The sequence below is a fragment of the Kandleria vitulina DSM 20405 genome (assembly GCF_000702065.1).
Taxonomy (GTDB): domain Bacteria; phylum Bacillota_I; class Bacilli_A; order Erysipelotrichales; family Coprobacillaceae; genus Kandleria; species Kandleria vitulina.
Genome location: NZ_JNKN01000021.1, coordinates 17,727 through 37,489, shown reverse-complemented (window position 1 = coordinate 37,489; position 19,763 = coordinate 17,727). Strand labels below are relative to the sequence as shown.

Here is a 19,763-nt window from a genome sequence, read left to right as displayed (position 1 = left end):
CTGTATCTGGCTTGTTTGATAATAATATGCTAATGCCTGATCAGTGGCTCAAGCTTATTGAGATATCACATAAGTACCATCCAGCAGACAATTAATCATTTCTCCAAGCAGTGCTCCAGGAGACGATACCCTCATTGCGCCTTTTTTAGGTGTTTTTTTATTACCTTCATAATCATTCGGTTTAGAAAAATTCAAAATATTCAATTTTAATACTACATGAATGATATCGCATCGTTCATCAAGCCCTGAAATCTGTCATTCATCAAGTTTTTCATAAACTTTTGACTCTACCCATAATAATAAGCATACTCTTTTCTATGACATAATGCAAAAGTACGGATAGAATCCGTACTTTATTTTTTTTGACGATAGCCTTCCATCATAGTCTTAAATAATTCAGAAGTAAAAGGTGGTGTAAATGTGATCGCATTGGCACCTGCATCAATAGTCTTCTTGATCTTCTCTTCCGTATTACCGCCACTAGCGATAATAGGAATATCAGGATAAGACTTGCGAATCCATTGTACGACTTCTGGCGTATCTTCTCCTGCTGCAACATTGATGATAGAAGCACCTGCTTTTAATCTTCTATTAATGTCAACTTTCTTATTGACAACAGTAATAATAATAGGAATATCAACTGAACGAGAAACAGCCAAAAGATTGCGATTAGTAATGGGGGCATTCAAGATCACTCCCATCGCACCTTGGCTTTCAACATCCTTGGCAAGTCCAACAGTACGTAATCCATTAGTTGTACCGCCACCTACTCCACAAAAGACCGGGATATAGGATGCATTGATAATAGCATTAGAGATGGCTTGCTGGGGCGTAAAGGGATATACTGCGAATACTGCATCAGCATCACAGTTACGAATGATTGCTAAATCTGTTGTAAAAACTAATGACTTGATTAATCGTCCATAGACGCGAATACCAGTTGCTTCATGTATAACTGAGGGCATTTCTAAGATGTTATGACGAAGCTTGCTTGTGACATGTGGTGGTTGTTTTTCCATGTTTCCTCCTTTTTATTCTATAAAGAAAAGGAGCATAGCTCCTTTAAATAACGATGACCGGTGTTCCAACTTTAAAGTTTTTATAGATCGTCTGTGCAGCACTGTAAGTCATATTGACACAACCATGAGAACCATTATAGCGATAGATTGTACCACCAAACGCACCTCTCCATGGCGCATTATGTAATCCTTGTCCATTATGGAATGGCATCCAGAAATCGACATGACTTTCATATGTCTGCTTACCATTTTCAAATCCTCTAAGCACTGCAGGTGCTGACTTGTAGAAAATATAATAAGCTCCAGCTGTTGTACCTCTTCCTAAGCTTGTATTTCCTGTTACAACACTGCTTGTTAAAATCTTCTTTCCATTCTTGTAGGCAGTAACACGCTGATTAGCAAGACTTACTAGGATAAAAGTCTTGCCTAATGTATCATTGCCATAATGTTTAGCATTGATAGCACGAGTAACAACCTTCTTTTCAAGAATATCTTTTGATAAAGCTTTTACTTCTTTATCGACATTGACAATAGCACCATATGTTCCTCCGCTCGCCTTTATTGTTTTACCATTAGGAAGCGTAAAGGAAATAGGTTTACCGTATGTATTAAATGTTTTCTTTAAACTTTCTACATACTTCTTTACACGTTTTTTATATAGAGAAACTTCTCCATTTTCATATTTCATCCAATTAAAGTATACTGGTGCATCTACTACCGCCTGTTTACCTTGTGAAGATAAAGTGATTGTAGCACCAACCGCATTTCCTAAAGCGTCTTTCTTCTTCACTAATTCCTGATTATTAGACTTGATTGTAGGCTGAACATAGTATTTTTTATCAGTTAAGTTAATACTTGTTTTCCCTGCTCTCATTGCTTCAATGATCTTTGTAGTTAAATCTTGCGGATTATAGTTTGTACCATAGTACTCTTTAACGATAGTGACAGCTTTTTTCTCTTGATCATAAGTCACATATGCATCCCTGGTTGGATTGCTTTGATCTTTAACCCAAGACTGACCCGCTAACAACTTCGCAATTTTCTTATGGTTATAAGAAACAGATTCTAAACCGTAGACTTTCTTTTTAAATAATAAAGTAAATACATTTTGTGTATCTTGTTTTTTCTTGATGCTCTTTAATTCATCTTCTGCATCAAGCTTAGTTTCTGCATCATCACTTAAATGAAGTGTCAATACTTTCTCATTCCCCTTTAAGATTGTAAAGACACCATTTGTGGTTTCAGCTTCCAAGGCACTCTGAGCCTGTTTTACAGTCTGTGAACTCACATCCACCCCATTGATGATTGTTTTACCATAAAAAGTATTAGCATGAATATGGCGATATGCAAAATAGCTTGCAGCTAAACATATAATAATCCCCAAAAACACTAAGATAGGTAGCTTTCTCTTCTTTAAAAAAGTCATTCTCTCTTAATCCCCCTAAAATTCTATTTTCACTTGGATATTATATCAATATTTATAAAAAAAAACACTTTATATTGAAGTTTATTTACTAATTATATAATTTTTGACTACAAATTGATACTAAACAAAAAAAGAGGCCGAGGCCTCTTTTTAATTATTTCTTTCTAGCATCTCTTTCTTTAGCGAACTGTGGGTATAAATCACCATATGGAGTCTGGTAATCATAGATTCTAGTAAAGATTTCTTCCATATCTTTTACGATAGGCATTCTTGGGTTAGCTGGAGTACACTGATCTTCGTAAGCATTCATTGCCATTCTGTGTACTGATTCCATCCAAGCATCTTTTTCGATACCCTGAGAAGCAACGTTTGTAGCTCCACCAACTTTTACCCATAACTGTTCTACTGCCTGTGCAAACATTTCTACACCTTCAGCATCAGTCTTTGGATGAAGTCCGATTAATTCTGCTAATTCTCTATATTTCTTATCAGCTTTATAGTTTTCAATCTTTGGCCATACATTTAACTTAGTTGGTACTGTACCATTGTATCTGATGACATGTGGTAATAAGATACCATTTGCTCTACCGTGAGGAATATGCCATTCTCCACCGATCTTATGAGCCATTGAGTGGTTAACACCTAAGAATGCATTGGCAAATGCCATACCAGCGATTGTAGCTGCGTTATGCATCTTGATTCTTGCATCTACATCTCCTTCAATTACTGATTTTTCGAGGTTTTCAAAGACAAGCTTAACAGCCTGTTTAGCCCAACCATCAGTGAAGTCAGAAGCTAAGATTGATACATAAGCTTCCATTGCATGAGTTAATACGTCAATACCAGTATCAGCAGTGATTGTTGCTGGAACAGTCAATGTGAATTCTGGATCCACGATAGCTACTGTTGGAGTTAATGAGTAATCAGTTAATGCATATTTTACATTGTTTCTTGTATCAGTAATGATAGCGAAAGGTGTAACTTCTGCACCAGTACCTGAAGTTGTTGGGATAGCTACTAACTTAGCTTTCTTACCTAATTCAGGGAACTTGATTGCACGTTTACGGATATCCATGAACTTCTGTTTAATATCATCGAAGTTAACTTCTGGATGTTCGTACATTAACCACATAACCTTAGCAGCATCCATTGCACTACCACCACCAAGAGCGATGATTGTGTCTGGTTCAAAGCTTCTCATTAATTCTACACCAGATTGTACAACTTCTAAAGTAGGGTCAGACTGTACGTCGAAGAATAATTCAATATCAACTTTATTACGTCTTCTTCTGATTACATCTTCAATCTTAGCAACATATCCAAGGTTATACATACCTCTATCAGTAACGATCATAACCTTTTCCATATCTCTCATATCTCTTAGATACTTAATTGAATTACGTTCAAAGTATACCTTTGGAGGAAGTTTAACCCATTGCATATTATTGTTACGTCTCCCTATTCTCTTAATATTTAATAAATCAGCTGTACTTACGTTGTTAGATACAGAGTTGTGTCCGTAAGAACCGCATCCTAATGTTAATGAAGGTAAGAATGCATTGTAAACTGAACCAATTCCACCAAATGTAGAAGGTGCATTTTCAATAACACGGATAGCTTTTACACGCTTACCAAATTCTACAGTGATATCATGATTAGTAGTATGAATAGCTGCAGAATGACCTAACCCGTTGAATTCTACTGAAGCTTCTGCTAAAGCGATACCTTCATCAGTTGAGTTAGCTTTTTCCATAGCTAATACAGGAGATAATTTTTCTCTTGTCATTGGTTCATTAGGACCAATTTCTTTACATTCTACTACGATCATCTGTACATCATCAGGTACTTTAAATCCTGCCTGTTCAGCGATCCAAGTTGCATTTTTACCAGCAACTTTACCATTTAATTTAGCGTTTTCTACACCTTCGCTGTAAGCTTCAAATCCAAACATGAATTTTTCAAGTTTCTTCTTTTCTTCAGCGTTAGCGTAATAAACATGGAAACGACCTAATTCTTTCTTGAATTCATCATAGATTTCTTTATCTACGATAACGTTCTGTTCAGAAGCACAGATCATACCATTATCAAATGTCTTTGATAAATAAACATCATTAGCTGCCATTGGAATCTTAGCAGTCTTTTCTACATATGCAGGAACGTTACCAGCACCTACACCTAAAGCAGGCTTACCACAAGAATAAGCAGCCTTAACCATTGCATTACCACCAGTTGCTAAAATAGTAGCAACACCTGGGTGATTCATTAATGCATTAGTAGCATGCATCAATAAAGAACCATCTTCTACGTTCTTTAATGACATTGGTAACCACTGGATACATCCTTCTGGTGCGCCGGCTGCAACGGCAGCATCATACATTACCTTCGCAGCTGCAATTGAACAATCATGTGCACCTGGATGGAATGAGAAAATGATTGGGTTTCTAGTTTTCATAGAAATCAATGATTTAAAGATAGCTGTTGAAGTTGGGTTAGTTACAGGAACAATCCCTGCTACAACACCTACTGGTTCAGCAATTTCAGTAATACCAGTTAATGGATCTTCATTGATGATCCCAACTGTTTTAGTATGTCTCATATTGTTTGTTACATACTCACAAGCAAATAAGTTCTTAACAGCCTTATCTTCAAATACCCCACGCCCTGTTTCATTAACTGCCATTTCGGCTAATGATCCATGATGATCAAGTCCTGCAACTGACATCTTTGCGACGATGTAGTCTACAGCTTCCTGATCTAGCTGTTCAAACTTTTTAAGAGCAGCCTGTGCTTTCTTGACCATTTCGTCAATTGCAGCATCAACTTGCTCTGCAGTCTGCCATTCTTTGACATCTTTTGTTACTTTCTTTTCAGCCATAATATGTCCTCCATCTATTTACAAAATACTCTTTTTTTATTTTGTCTATCGTCATAGTACACTATGAATATATAAAACACAAGATTTATTTGTGAAAAAATGCACGAATTAGGTTTTTAGTTTCTTGTAAACGTTACCAGTTTCTATTTTTCCAAAATGAATGCGTTATCATATTCATATTAATAGATTATATCATCATCACCAGCACACTGTCAAACGCTTACATTTTAGCGAAATTTGACCATTATGAGCCAACAATTTCTTTTTTTGCCTAACTTTTAACGATCAAAATATATGTCATTTTACTAAAAAAGAGACGAAAATCGTCTCTTCTCTACTCACTTCTTAACGAAGTAACTGGATCTTTTTTAGCTGCAATTCTTGATGGGAAGAACCCTGCCACTAAAGTCAAGAATACGCTGATTAAAATCAGAATCACGCCATATTCAAGCGGCAATCTTGCCACTTGATCAACATCGACAAGCGACTTCACAATGGCATTAATTGGAATACATAGCAACAATGTCACAATGATCCCAAATACCCCTGAAAGCAGTCCTTCAATAAATGTCTCTGCATTGAATATCTTAGAAATACCATTCTTAGAAGCACCCAGCGCTCTTAAAATACCGATCTCTTTCGTACGTTCCAATACAGAAATATATGTGATAATCGCAATCATGATAGAAGATACCACAAGTGAAATAGCCACAAAGGCAATAAGCACATAACTGATTGTATCTACAATTGACGTAATGTTCTTTGTTACTACGCCAATGAGATCAGTATAAGTGACTTTCTCTTTATCATCGCTTACTTGCTTATTATAACTGTTGATAAACTTATCAACCTTCTCCTTTCCATCAAAACTATTAGGATAGATGGAAATCTTTGAAGGCTGTCCTTCAGTATAATAAGAAAGCTTTGACAGCATTTCATCATAACTTGTAGGTGTCGTATCAGACATCTGAGCCAATAATACCTGAAGCTGATCTTTAGAAAGATTCATATTCATTGAACCTTTTAGTTTACTCATATATTTCTTCATGTAATTTTGCATATACTTTTTCATATAAGAAGACATCTGGCTCTTCATCTTTGAAGCCATCTGTTTCTGATATGTTTTCATATAGCTTTGTGCATACTTCTTCATGTAGTCACGTACCATCTTTTGGCCTACATCCGTTTTTAGATATGAGGAAATATATTTTTGAAGTTCTTTCTCGTTAACATTAGCCTGAGGATTCACAGTTGCCTGTTTTTTAATATAATCTTCAATCGCATTATTAAGCTGTGATTGTGTCATTCCTTCAGGAAGATAATCTTCAATCTTAGCATCTTTTGTATACTCTACAAATGTTGCGGTGTAAGTGACATCATTAGTAACCTGCACATTGGTAATCTGTCTGCTTGTAAGAAAACCATTAGGACCCATCCATCCTACAAAGACATAGTCCTTCTCTTTAGTAGATTCTCTTTTTGGTGTTTCAAAGCTCAACGCATTAAGCGTTTCACCTTCATTGATCTGTTCACTATGAATGACATCTCCATTATAGTTCTTAAACGTCACAGTATAGCTCTTAGGCATTTCTGTTTCTTTTAAGATAGGAAATCTTAACATACGTGAGACATTTGATCCAGTAGGATTAATCTGGTAGAACGGATTCTTATTTGTAGAACTCTTTTCACCAAACTTCTTTCCTGTTAAAACATTAATCTTAGGATTATTAAGCTGCTGCTTCACTACTCCAGAATCAGCAGTAAGCTTCAATAGATAATTAGAAAGCGACGCATCATAACCAATTCCACTCTTAATTGATGATTTATCATTGGAACGGAGTACCGCAACGATCTTCACATTTAACCCTTTAGATAAATTCTTTTTTACATAGTCGTTGTCACTAGACTTATCCACATAGGCCTTATCAGTCTTCTCATACATCTGCGAAGGGGCAAAAACCTTGTATTCTTTACCTAAGACACTATCGTAGGTAAAGGACTTCTGTTCATCGTTTACTTCCTTGCCATCTTCAACCTGCTTGATTAGCTTTTGCATATGATCATAGTCCATGAGTCCTAAAGTATAGAGTGAATAATCTGAAATTTCATTGTTTTCACTCATGATCAAAGCCACTTCATTATAAGAAGAAGGCCATTTCCCTTTAATAAGCTCATACTGATCATTACGTAATTTCTTATCAGAAACCATCTGTGTCCAAGTAGAAGATAGACCACCCATGCTCATATTAGACCCTAAGCTAAGCTGTATCCCTGAACTATCGGATGAGCCAGAAGAAATCAATGTAGCTGGAGAGACTTTTACTACCTTGTCTTTATCTAAACGATAGACCTGAGGGTTCATGTTATAGCTGTATTCAATAGCTGACACTGAAGATTGTAGATTGTTTTTATTTTTTTCAAGATAACTCTTAAACTTAGCTAAGTCATTCTGCTTAATCATATTCTGAGATGTTTCCACGGTATCAGCGACAAGGTTTCTTGAATAGATCTTTGCCTGATCGTGTACACTTTTCTCCTTTTGGGTATGATTAACCATTGTAGATAAATCAATAGCCTGCTTTTCTAGCTCAATCGGATAGCTTCCTAGCATATCATTTTCCTGATCAGCGATATATTGATTGACTCCATGACTTAATGCCAATATCAATGCGATACCGATAATCCCAATAGATCCAGCAAAACTTGTTAAAGCTGTTCTTCCCTTCTTAGTCAAAAGATTCGCTAACGATAAAGAAAGCGCACTTAAAAAAGAAAGTTTCGTATGCTTAAAACGCGTCGTATTGCTTTCATCTTGCGTATCTAAAAATGGATGAGAATCATCGGTAATCTTTCCATCAGAAAGATTGACAATACGTGTTGCATACTCCTCTGCCAATTCGGGATTATGTGTAACCATAATGACAAGACGATCCTGCGCCACTTCTTTCAATAGATCCATGACCTGCACACTTGTAGCGCTGTCCAATGCCCCAGTAGGCTCATCAGCCAAGATAATCGGTGGATTGTTTACAAGCGCTCTTGCAATAGCGACACGCTGCATCTGTCCTCCTGATAGCTGATTTGGCTTTTTATGCACATGTTCAGAAAGTCCTACCTTCTCTAGTGCTTCAAGAGCTCTTTCTCTTCTTTCTTTTCTAGATACACCAGTAAGCGTCATAGCCATTTCTACATTAGCTAGAACACTTTGGTGCGCTATAAGATTATACGCCTGAAAGATAAAACCGATACTGCTATTGCGATAAGCATCCCAGTCTTTATCTTTATAGTCTTTCGTAGAAACATGATTGATGATCAGATCACCTTCATCATAATGATCCAATCCCCCAATAATATTAAGTAACGTAGTTTTCCCGCTCCCCGAAGGGCCAAGAATAGCTACGAACTCATTGTCTCTAAAATTGACACTGACATCATCAAGTGCTTTTTGTTCATAAGAATCGAGATGATAAATCTTAGATATGTTCTTAATTTGTAGCATTCGTCAATAATCCTCCCAAAGATCAGTATACAGGAAAAATGTAAACTCAATGTTAAAAAAGCAATACTTTTACGTATTGCTTTTCATAAGGAAAGATTATTTTCTTAAAATTCTTCTCACAATTCCTTTGACACCACGGGTGATGACCTGGAAAAATGTTAAAGATCGATACATCTTCTCCTGTGGAACATATTTTCTCACTTCACGTAGAAGCTGCTTATTGTCCTTTGCAGAAAAAGTGAAATGTCCATTTTTCTTTGTATAGATCGCAAATCTGTTGATCCACTTTCCAAAAAGAACGGATGCCTGGATATAATCCACTTCTTCCCATGGAATCTGTATATAATCTTCGACATTTCTGTCATTGTAATATTCAAAAGCTACATCTCCAACCATAACTTTACCTTGACTTGATAAACCTAAAAATGAAGAAGCTGCTACAGAATAATCTACCTTTGTATTCATTGATTGTGCCATATATTCAATCATCCTTCCTAAATAAAGTTAGACTCGGAAGACCCGAGTCTAACACTGATTACATGAATCCGAAGAAACGTCCAATAACACCAACAACGAATAATGCGATGATGATAACGATTGGAGAAACATTCTTCTTTAATAGTCTACAGCATAATAAAGTTAATAATACTGCAGCTAAACCAGGAATTAACTGGTTTAAGTTCTGCTGTAAAGTAGTTACTTTATCCTGAGATAAACCATTTCCACCTAAAGCATTGTACTGAATTAATGCTTCCTGGATACCTTTAGTACCAGCTGGTAATTTAGCCCAGTCGATATAAGCACCAGCCTGCTGTTTTACAGTTGAAACAACTGGAGTGAAGCTGATTGATACCCATCTCTGTACTAATGAACCGATGATGAACATACCCAAGATAGAAGCACCCTGAGTAACTTTACCAAGTAATCCACCAGATAAGTCTTTAGTGATTTCAGTACCAACTTTGTAACCAAATTCCTGAGTGTAGTATAAGAATGCGAAACGCATTAAGTTCCATACTACGAAGAAGATGATAGGACCAGCGATTGATCCTGACATCGCCATAGATGCACCTAAGGCACCTAAGATAGGTCTAGCTGTGAACCAGAATACTGGATCTCCGACACCTGCTAGAGGACCCATCATACCTACTTTAACACCCTGGATAGTTGTATCATCTACAGGAGCACCATTAGCTCTTTCTTCTTCCAATGCTAATGTAACACCCATAACTGGAGCTGATACATAAGGATGTGTATTATAGAATTCCAAATGACGCTTTAAAGCTGCCTTCTGGTCTTCTTTGTTTGGATATAATCTCTTGATAGCTGGGATAATTGCATAACACCAACCACCATTCTGCATACGTTCATAGTTCCATGACCCCTGAAGGAACTGATGACGCCATGCTACAGAAAAACGATCTTGTTTAGTTAATTTTACGTCTGCCATTTTCGTATCTCCCTTCAAGTATTAATAGTCGTTAAGAATATCACCTAAAGGATCTCCAGAACCACCGTTAGATCCACCATTAGATCCAGCTGATTCTTTTAATCCTAAGTAGATTAATGCTAAAGCAACACCGATTGCACCTAAACCAATTAATGTTAACTGGCTAGAATCGATACATGCTAATACGAAACCAAGTACGAAGAATGGCCAAACTTCTTTAGTAGCCATCATGTTAATAACCATTGCATAACCTACAGCGGCAACCATTCCACCACCGACAGCCATACCACCCTGTAACCAAGAAGGCATTAAGTTTAATGCTCCAGTTACAACTTCTGGTTTAACGAAGCAAAGTGCAGCAGCTGGTACGGCAATACGTACACCCTGTAAGCAGATTGCTAAAATGTGCCATAATTCTACACCTCTGATGTTGCCCTTTTCAGCAGCAGCATCCATGAAATGTACCATTGGAATTGCGATAGTACGGCAGATCATTGTTAAGAATAAACCTGCAACTGAAAGTGGAACGGCAACAGCGATAGAAGTATCGATTGCTGCTTTTGCATTGCTAGCTCCACCCTGTAAAGCTAATACCATGATAATAGCTGAAGCAACTGATGCTAATGCAGCATCTGGTGCAACGGCAGCACCAACGTTTGCCCAACCTAAAGCCATCATCTGTAAAGAACCGCCAAGCATGATTCCTTCAGTTAAATGACCAGTAACTAACCCGATTAATGTACATGCAACTAGTGGCTGATGGAACTGGAATTCATCAAGAATACCTTCCATACCAGCGAAGAATGCTACAACAATAACCAGTATAATTGAAATACCTGACATTATTTTTTCCTCCTGATTATAAACCTAATTCTGCTTTCGCTTTTTTCATGATTGCATCAAAGTTTTCTTCAGCATCAGCTGGAACTTTACGAACTACAATCTTAACGCCCAATTCGCGTAATTTTTCGAATGTCTTAACGTCATCTGGACCCATAGCAACTGCTTTTGTACAAACGACCTTACCTTCAGAATGAGCCATTGAACCTAAGTTCAATTCTTTGATCTGAACACCACCTTCGATTGCTTTTAAAGCATCTTGAGGTGTTTCGAATAACAATAATGCTTTAGTTGAACCAAAGCGTGGGTCTTTGTCAACTTTACACATTTTATCAATTGGAACGACATTGGCTTTAACCCCAGGAGGCGCAGCCTGTTCGATCATCTGTTTTCTTAATGCATCTTTAGCTACATTATCAGAAACAGCGATAATTCTTGTTGGCTGAGTTGCTTTAGTCCAAGCAGTAGCAACCTGACCATGTAATAATCTTGTGTCAATTCTTGCAAGAACATATTTAATATGTCCATCACCAAGTACAGTTCCTTCTGGAATTGCACCAGTTGGTTCATTAGATGCTGCTGGAGCAGCTTCTTCTTTAGCTGTATCTAATGATTCAGGTAATACTTTGACACCGTCTCTACCTGTACCAACGATGTGAGCTGCGATATCATGTGCTTTGTCCATACCTAATCTGCAGCCATATGCTTCTACAAGCATACCTAAGTTCAATCCACAAACCATAGCCCATTTATCTTCGTGACCCTTCATTAAACCATTGATCTGGTTATAAGGTGTACCACCAAATAAATCAACTAGGAATAGGATTTCTTCTTGATCATCAAAAGATGCGATTGCTTCTTCAACCTTAGCTCTTAAGTCATCTGGACCTTCGCTAGGCATAAGTGAGCAAACAGCAACCTGAGGCTGATCACCAAAAATCATAGAACCTGACTGGAAGATACCTTCGCACATCTTACCATGACTCGCTATGATAATTCCTACCATTTCTCATACTCCCCTTTCTACAAGAGCGTTTGTAATAGACATCCCCATCAAATAGTCTATTAAGTGAAAACACTGAAATGTAAATGTTTTCATTCGCTCTTTACTACGTCTACATTTTAATGACATTTGTCACTTTTTGCAAGCGTTTTCTAAAAGAATTTTTCACACACTGAAAATCCCTTGACAATCGGTTTTAAAAACTATCGATAAATACAAGTTTATTTAAAATGTGTACGTTTACATTTTTTATTAATGTATGCGTTATCAAACAGTATATCTACGTACTTTATAACTAAATAAATACACACTCTTGTTAATTTATTACTTAGATTTATCATAAAAAAAGATGGATGATCTCTCATCCATCTTCACATTATATTAGTTTAAAGCTTCGATCATTGCGATGTAAGATTCAACCTGTAATGAAGCTCCACCAACTAGAGCACCATCGATGTCTGGCTGTTCTAATAATGCAGCTAAACCTGCAGGTTTAACAGATCCACCGTACTGGATTCTTACTTTATCAGCTGTTTCCTGATCATATAAATCAGCTACAACTGTTCTGATGTATCCACAAACGTCCTGAGCGATTTCGTTAGTAGCTGTTTTACCAGTACCGATAGCCCAGATTGGTTCGTAAGCGATAACTGTCTTTTCAACATCTTCTTTAGCGATATCTTTGTATGCAGCAACAACCTGAGTTTTAACAACATCTTTAGTTTCATTTGCTTCATACTGTTCTAGTGATTCACCAACACAAACGATTGGGTTGATACCATTGTTGATAGCCTGGATCATCTTTAAGTTAACAGTTTCATCAGTTTCACCGAAATACTGTCTTCTTTCAGAATGACCTAAGATAGTCCATTCAACATTGATTTCTTTTAACATAGCTGCAGATACAGCACCAGTGTAAGCACCGCTATCTTTGAAGTGCATATCTTCAGCAGCAACGATTAAGTTTTTAGCAGCTTTAGCAGCCTGTAAGTCTAAATATGGAGTTGCAATACCCCAGTCAGCTTTATCAGTGACTTTTGGATCAACTGCAGCAACGAATTCTTTAGTTTCTGCAATTGTTTTATTCATTTTCCAGTTTCCAACGATAATTGGTTTTCTAGCCATTTCTCTCTATCTCCTTGATATTATTATTTGTCATCTACAGCAGCGATACCTGGTAATACTTTACCTTCCATATATTCAAGTGAAGCTCCTCCACCTGTAGAAATATGAGATACCTGATCTGCGAATCCTAACTGTTTAACAGCAGCAGCACTATCTCCACCACCGATGATAGTGTTAGCACCATCTAATGCAGCTAATGCTTTACATACTTCGATTGTACCATTAGCGAAGTTAGACATTTCGAATACACCCATTGGGCCATTCCAGATAACTGTCTTAGCACCTTCAAGTGCTTTCTTGATGTTTTCAACAGATTTAGGACCAATATCTAATCCCATATATCCATCTGGTACATCTTCACCAACAACTTTGATATCACCTTCGTTAGCAAATGCAGTATTTACAACTGAATCTACTGGTAATACAAGTTTGTCTCCACCTTTTTCGATGTATTTCTTAGCTAATTCAATCTTATCTTCTTCAACTAATGAAGAACCGATCTTATGACCTTTTGCAGCAGCAAATGTGAACATCATACCACCACCGATGATGATCTTATCAGCAATACCTAATAAGTTTTCAATAACACCGATTTTTGAAGATACTTTAGATCCACCTAAGATAGCTACTAATGGTCTATCAGGGTTAGAAACTGCTTTTCCGATATAAGCGATTTCTTTTTCTAGTAAGAAACCAGCTACAGCAGGTTTTAAGTTAGTAGGAATACCTACAGTAGAAGCATGAGCTCTATGTACAGAACCGAATGCATCTTCTACGAATACATCACCAAGTGATGCCCAGTATTTACCTAATTCAGGATCATTTTTAGTTTCACCTGGTTCATAACGAGTGTTCTGAACTAAGATAACCTGTCCATTTTCAGCATTCTTAACTGCTTCTTCTAATTTAGGTCCACGAGTTGCGTCAACAAATTTAACATCTCTACCTAATAATTCAGCTAATCTAGGAGCGACAACAGCCATATTGTTTTTAGCTTTGTCTTCTTCTGTCTTGATCTTTCCTAAATGTGAGAATAATACTACAGCTTTAGGATTATGTTCTAATAAATAGTTGATTGTTGGTAAAGCGGCAACAATTCTGTTGTCATCAGTAATAACCTTTCCTTCGTCTTTCATTGGAACATTGAAGTCTACACGTACAAGGACAGTCTTGCCAGCGACATCAATATCTCTAATTGTTTTTTTATCCATTATTCTTGACCTCCATGGTGCCATTATATCACCTAGAATAAGCGTTTTCAATTAAATTAAAGATGATTAAATTTATGAAAACGCTTGCTCTTTTATTTTTCTAATTTATTCCGTCATTAGAGCTAAATTCTAATCCCTATTAATAGAAGAAGCCATACGATGATAAGTCCATCTTTTTCCTCTTATCGCAATAGATAAACTCATAATATTTTCAGGTAAAGCAATACCACACCATCCCGCATCTCCGATGTGCTGAAGATCAGCTCCACATCTTTTATTAGCTAACGCAATCTCACGAATGGTATGCTCATCAGCCCCTTCCTGACTTGTCCCAATAGCGGTCAATGCTAATGCATTGTGGTTATGAATAAATTTGCATGCTTCACTGACACTCTTTTCATCAAGACCTGGGACAGTGTTAACTGCTGGCAATAAAATAATGTCTGCACCCGCTTCAATAAATGAAGCAATTGCCTCTAGATCGACCAACTCTTCATCTACACCAGCACTATGCATCTTTCCAGCAATGATCAATCCATCAAAATGTTCTTTTGCCTTTTTGATTGCCAAACATATTGACGCATTGCTTACCCCCGTTCCAGGATTGCCAGTTAAACATATAAACTGCAGTCCTAATTCATTAGCGCGCTTAAACGTCTTCTCACTTGCCTGTCTTCCTTCAGGAATAGCTAATCTTTCTTCCATCATCGCAATGTTTTCATCCACTGGTTCAAGATTACATCCTACCGGTCTAGCAATTAACTTCTTTAATGTTTCTACTGGTGAAGGAGAATTAATTCCTTCAATATGAGGATGAAGGACATCAAATGTATTCAATAAGATGAGATCACTGCCAAAGCTCGCAGCCAATTCTGGATTTGAAATATCATCTAGCAACGGACGAATACTGATAACTGTCTCACTCACAATCGTACGCCCTTCACTGGCCTTGATTGCCTGTTTTAATTCTTTACCATTATAAGACAGCATTTCTTTTCCTGTACAATTTAGTAATCTTTTCATAATAAAAACCTCCTGTACTCATCGTAGCACAAGAGGTTTTTTAACATATTTTATTTTCAGAAATTGTTTACTTCTGTTTCAGGTTCCTTATTCTTTCTGCTCAAATAGATAAATGTAAATCCTAAGATCACATAGACAACCCCAGCAATCATGACTGGCTGAGTGACCTTGCTTTTCATCAACATAAAGAAATCAGTAAGATATTCTTTATTGAATGAAAGATGAGCATAGGACATATAAGCACTCATAAGCATTGGCGAAAGCAGATGCAAGAGTGAAGTCAGTAGCATTGTCCAGCCAAAGAAACGAATCTTTCTTTTCACAATGATCATTGAAAGAATGATCAATACTGCAAGACTGACACTTGAGGCCATAAAGATAATCTGAATATGATCTTTAATGATCTTAAACTGCTGAGCAATACGGTTTGTATATTTAGTCATATCTACATGACTGATAGCAACCTGTACAGCTTTTGATATAAAAGGCGAAAGCATGTCAGCATTGATGACATTAAGATTATTCTTCTTAAGATAAGAATTGATAGAATCATTATAGTCTTCAGTAAAATAAGTTCCCTTGACACTCATCTCTTTACCAGCGTAAAGATCATCTACCATCGCTTCAACTTCTTTCTGTACTGTTTTCTTTTTAACAGCTTCATCTAAAAGTGGTTCAAGATACGCTGATAAAACTTCATTGTACACTGAACTATTGCGATAATCAGAAAGAATGCTTTCCTTGATTTCTTTAGTTAAAGAAGTATATATCTCACTAGATGCCAATTGCTTCTTAACATACTCTTTCTGCATGATTGTTTCTTTACAAACAAAAGATAAACATACAGTAAAAGCAAGCAAGGCAATCAGTACACCATCAATGAATTTAATAAATGTTTTCATGACTTCCTCCTTATAGGATGTTATTTGTTTTTAACATCATCAGCATCAAAGACGCTTTCAATTGGTGCACCAGGTGCAACCATTGGGAAGACTTTATCATCATCATCGATAATTGCTTCAATAAGGAATGGTCCATCATAATTTAATGCTTCCTTGATTGCGGCAGTTGCTTCTTCTTTAGTCGTAACTCTGACAGCCTTGACTCCAAGACCTTCTGCAGTCTTGACAAAGTCAACTTTATCATGAAGAACTGTAGCACTATAGTGCTTATCATAGAACAATGTCTGCCACTGTCTTACCATACCTAATACGTGGTTATTGAAGACAACCTGAATAATTGGCACATTGTATCTTGATGCTGTGGCAAGTTCATTCATGTTCATACGGAAACATCCGTCACCTGCGATGTTAATAACATGTTTATATGGTAATCCATATTTAGCACCAATGCAAGCCCCTAGACCATAGCCCATAGTCCCTAGACCACCGGATGTCAAGAGCTGTCTTGGATGACGGAAATGATAGTACTGTGCTGCCCACATCTGATGCTGTCCTACATCAGTAGTGATGATAGCTTCACTATCAGTAAGAAGGTCTAACTGTTCAATAATATAAGGACCAGTCAAACGATCTAAATCGTATTTTAATGGGAAACGATCTTTAAGTTCCCTGATTTCTTTCATCCAAGTTGGATGATTCTGCTGCTTCAAGAATAGATTCAATGATTCAAGAATAGCTTTCGCATCACCGACGATGCCAAGATCAACCTTGATGTTCTTATTGATTTCAGCTTCATCGATATCAATGTGAATACGTTTTGCATTCAAGGCAAACTTCTTTGCATTCCCGATAACACGGTCACTAAATCTTGCCCCAATTGTAATTAGCAAATCACATTTAGAAACGCCAAGGTTGCTTGTTTTAGTACCATGCATACCAAGCATTCCTGTATATCTTGGATTTAAGCCATCAAATGCCCCTTTACCCATTAATGAATCAGTAACTGGTGCATCAATTTTTTCTACAAATTCTTTTAATGCTTCACTCGCATCAGAAGCGATGGCTCCACCACCAACAAAGACGAATGGTTTCTTTGATTCTTCAATCATCTTGATGGCTTTTTCAATTTCACCTTGCTGATAAGAATTAACTTTCTTATTATCAACTTCTTTTTCAGCCTTAACAAATTCATATTCACACTCAGAAATAGTAGCGTTCTTAGTAATATCCACAAGAACAGGTCCTGGACGACCTTTAGCTGCAATCTTGAATGCTTTTCTGATTGTTGGTGCCAAGTCTTCTACTTTCTTTACAATAAAGTTATGTTTTGTAATTGGGATAGTTACCCCTTTAATATCAATTTCCTGGAATGAGTCTTTTCCTAATGCTGTTGCAGGAACATTAGCTGTAATTGCAACAAGCGGAATAGAATCCATATACGCTGTGGCAATTCCAGTAACAAGGTTGGTAGCACCGGGTCCTGATGTTGCCATACAGACACCGACTTTACCAGTAGCTCTGGCATATCCATCAGCGGCATGAGCTGCTCCTTGTTCATGAGAAGTCAGTACATGATTGATACGATCCTGATATTTATATAAACTATCATAAACTTCAAGAATTGTTCCGCCAGGATATCCAAAGACAGTTTCTACGCCTTGCTCAAGCAAGCATTCAACAACAATGTCTGATCCTTTTAGTTTCATGAGAGGCCCTCCTTATTTATCTACTTTAAGTACGGCTCCAGTATTGGCACTCGTAACCATAGCCGCATATTTCTTTAGGTAGCCAGTATTGATCTTAGGAACTCTAGGCTGCCATTTTTCTTTACGTTTAGCCAATGTTTCATCATCGACGTTTACATTGATCTTATTATTAGGAATATCGATATCAATGATATCTCCTTCTTCTACTAAAGCGATTGGTCCACCAACAGCTGCTTCAGGTGAAACATGTCCGATTGATGCACCTCTTGTTGCACCAGAGAAACGACCATCTGTGATAAGAGCAACATCTTTATCAAGACCCATACCAGCGATTTCACTAGTAGGTGAAAGCATTTCTCTCATACCAGGTCCACCTTTTGGACCTTCATATCTGATGACAACAACATCACCCGCAACAATTTTTCCTGCTCTGATGGCAGCAATAGCATCATCTTCACAATCAAATACACGAGCTGGTCCTGAATGTGTCATCATTTCAGGAGCAACAGCTGATGCTTTTACAACACAGCTATCAGGGGCAAGATTTCCTCTTAATACCGCAATTCCACCAGTCTTCATATATGGATTATCAACTGGACGGATAATTTCTGGATTCTTATTGACGCATCCTTTAATATTTTCAGCGATAGTCTTACCAGTACATGTAATACCATCAGTCTTTAAGATACCCAACTGATCCAATTCATTCATGACCGCATAAACACCACCGGCATTATCCAAGTCTTCCATGAAAGTATCACCAGCTGGTGCTAAATGACAAAGGTTTGGTGTAACCTTAGAAATCTCATTAGCGATATCCAAATTAAGCTTAACGCCAGCTTCATGAGCGATAGCTGGAAGATGAAGCATAGAGTTTGTAGAACATCCTAAAGCCATATCAACAGTCATCGCATTTCTAAATGCATCTTCTGTCATGATATCACGTGGCTTGATATCTTTTTCTACAAGTTCCATGATCTTCATACCTGCATGTTTAGCTAATCTGATACGAGCTGAATAAACAGCAGGAATTGTACCATTTCCTTTTAGACCCATACCCAATGCTTCAGTCAATGAGTTCATTGAGTTGGCTGTATACATACCTGAACATGATCCGCATGTTGGACAGGCTTTCTTTTCAAATTCTTCAAGTTCACTTGCTTCCATGTTACCAGCATTGAACTGACCTACAGCTTCAAATAATGATGAAAGACAAGTCTTCTTTCCTCTTAATTCTCCACCTGCAAGCATTGGTCCACCAGAAACAAAGATTGTAGGAATATTGATACGTGCAGCTGCCATCAATAATCCTGGAACATTCTTGTCACAGTTAGGAATCATGACCAAACCATCGAACTGATGTGCTGTTGCAAGACATTCAGTAGAATCTGCGACCAATTCTCTTGTAACTAAAGAATATTTCATACCAGTATGGTTCATCGCAATCCCATCACATACCGCAATTGCAGGCACTTCCACTGGGACACCACCAGCCATATAGACACCTTTCTTGACCGCTTCTGAAATCTTATCAAGATTCATATGTCCTGGTACAATTTCATTATATGAGCTCACAACCCCGATTAGAGGACGATCTAATTCTTCTTCAGTGAACCCTAGTGCATTAAATAATGATCTATGAGGTGCTCTTTCAACACCTTTTTTCACATTATCACTTCTCATG

The 19,763-nt window shown here is 37.3% G+C and carries 14 protein-coding genes; all 14 read right to left on the bottom strand.

Annotated elements, in window-relative coordinates; translation table 11 throughout:
* Positions 1-353 precede the first annotated feature (353 nt).
* On the bottom strand, positions 354-1,019 hold the full coding sequence (locus tag T513_RS0106180; RefSeq protein WP_031589411.1) for a hydrolase: 666 nt from the start codon (positions 1,017-1,019) through the stop codon (positions 354-356).
* A 43-nt stretch (positions 1,020-1,062) separates the two neighbouring features.
* Entirely contained in the window at positions 1,063-2,445 is a 1,383-nt protein-coding gene (locus tag T513_RS0106175) for a L,D-transpeptidase family protein (protein ID WP_051654410.1), read from the bottom strand.
* A 154-nt stretch (positions 2,446-2,599) separates the two neighbouring features.
* The gene (adhE, locus tag T513_RS0106170; RefSeq protein WP_031589408.1) at positions 2,600-5,320 is read right to left on the bottom strand and encodes a bifunctional acetaldehyde-CoA/alcohol dehydrogenase; all 2,721 of its coding nucleotides are present in this window, start codon (positions 5,318-5,320) and stop codon (positions 2,600-2,602) included.
* A gap of 334 nt (positions 5,321-5,654) precedes the next feature.
* Positions 5,655-8,819 (bottom strand): ATP-binding cassette domain-containing protein, encoded by a 3,165-nt coding sequence (locus T513_RS0106165; protein ID WP_031589406.1) that lies wholly within the window; start codon positions 8,817-8,819, stop codon positions 5,655-5,657.
* A 96-nt stretch (positions 8,820-8,915) separates the two neighbouring features.
* Entirely contained in the window at positions 8,916-9,296 is a 381-nt protein-coding gene (locus tag T513_RS0106160; protein WP_029070198.1) for a DUF956 family protein, read from the bottom strand.
* 58 nt (positions 9,297-9,354) lie between these two features.
* Positions 9,355-10,269: a PTS system mannose/fructose/sorbose family transporter subunit IID gene (locus tag T513_RS0106155; protein ID WP_031589405.1), complete on the bottom strand. Its 915-nt coding sequence runs from the start codon at positions 10,267-10,269 to the stop codon at positions 9,355-9,357.
* Between the two features lie 21 nt (positions 10,270-10,290).
* Positions 10,291-11,112, bottom strand: a complete 822-nt coding sequence (locus T513_RS0106150; protein WP_029072372.1) for a PTS mannose/fructose/sorbose transporter subunit IIC — start codon at positions 11,110-11,112, stop codon at positions 10,291-10,293.
* A 16-nt stretch (positions 11,113-11,128) separates the two neighbouring features.
* Positions 11,129-12,115, bottom strand: coding sequence for a PTS sugar transporter subunit IIB (locus tag T513_RS0106145; protein WP_029070195.1), 987 nt, complete (start codon positions 12,113-12,115; stop codon positions 11,129-11,131).
* A gap of 378 nt (positions 12,116-12,493) precedes the next feature.
* Entirely contained in the window at positions 12,494-13,237 is a 744-nt protein-coding gene (tpiA, locus tag T513_RS0106140) for a triose-phosphate isomerase (protein ID WP_029070194.1), read from the bottom strand.
* A 23-nt stretch (positions 13,238-13,260) separates the two neighbouring features.
* Complete coding sequence (locus T513_RS0106135) at positions 13,261-14,448, bottom strand: phosphoglycerate kinase (protein WP_029070193.1); 1,188 nt, start codon at positions 14,446-14,448, stop codon at positions 13,261-13,263.
* 129 nt (positions 14,449-14,577) lie between these two features.
* Positions 14,578-15,471 carry a DUF7916 family protein gene (locus T513_RS0106130; RefSeq protein ID WP_031589404.1) on the bottom strand — a complete coding sequence of 298 codons (894 nt, stop codon included), beginning with the start codon at positions 15,469-15,471 and terminating at the stop codon, positions 14,578-14,580.
* Between the two features lie 56 nt (positions 15,472-15,527).
* Positions 15,528-16,373: a hypothetical protein gene (locus tag T513_RS0106125; RefSeq protein WP_031589403.1), complete on the bottom strand. Its 846-nt coding sequence runs from the start codon at positions 16,371-16,373 to the stop codon at positions 15,528-15,530.
* A 20-nt stretch (positions 16,374-16,393) separates the two neighbouring features.
* Positions 16,394-18,079 carry a biosynthetic-type acetolactate synthase large subunit gene (ilvB, locus tag T513_RS0106120; protein ID WP_029070190.1) on the bottom strand — a complete coding sequence of 562 codons (1,686 nt, stop codon included), beginning with the start codon at positions 18,077-18,079 and terminating at the stop codon, positions 16,394-16,396.
* 12 nt (positions 18,080-18,091) lie between these two features.
* Positions 18,092-19,762 carry a dihydroxy-acid dehydratase gene (ilvD, locus tag T513_RS0106115; RefSeq protein WP_029070189.1) on the bottom strand — a complete coding sequence of 557 codons (1,671 nt, stop codon included), beginning with the start codon at positions 19,760-19,762 and terminating at the stop codon, positions 18,092-18,094.
* Position 19,763 lies beyond the last annotated feature (1 nt).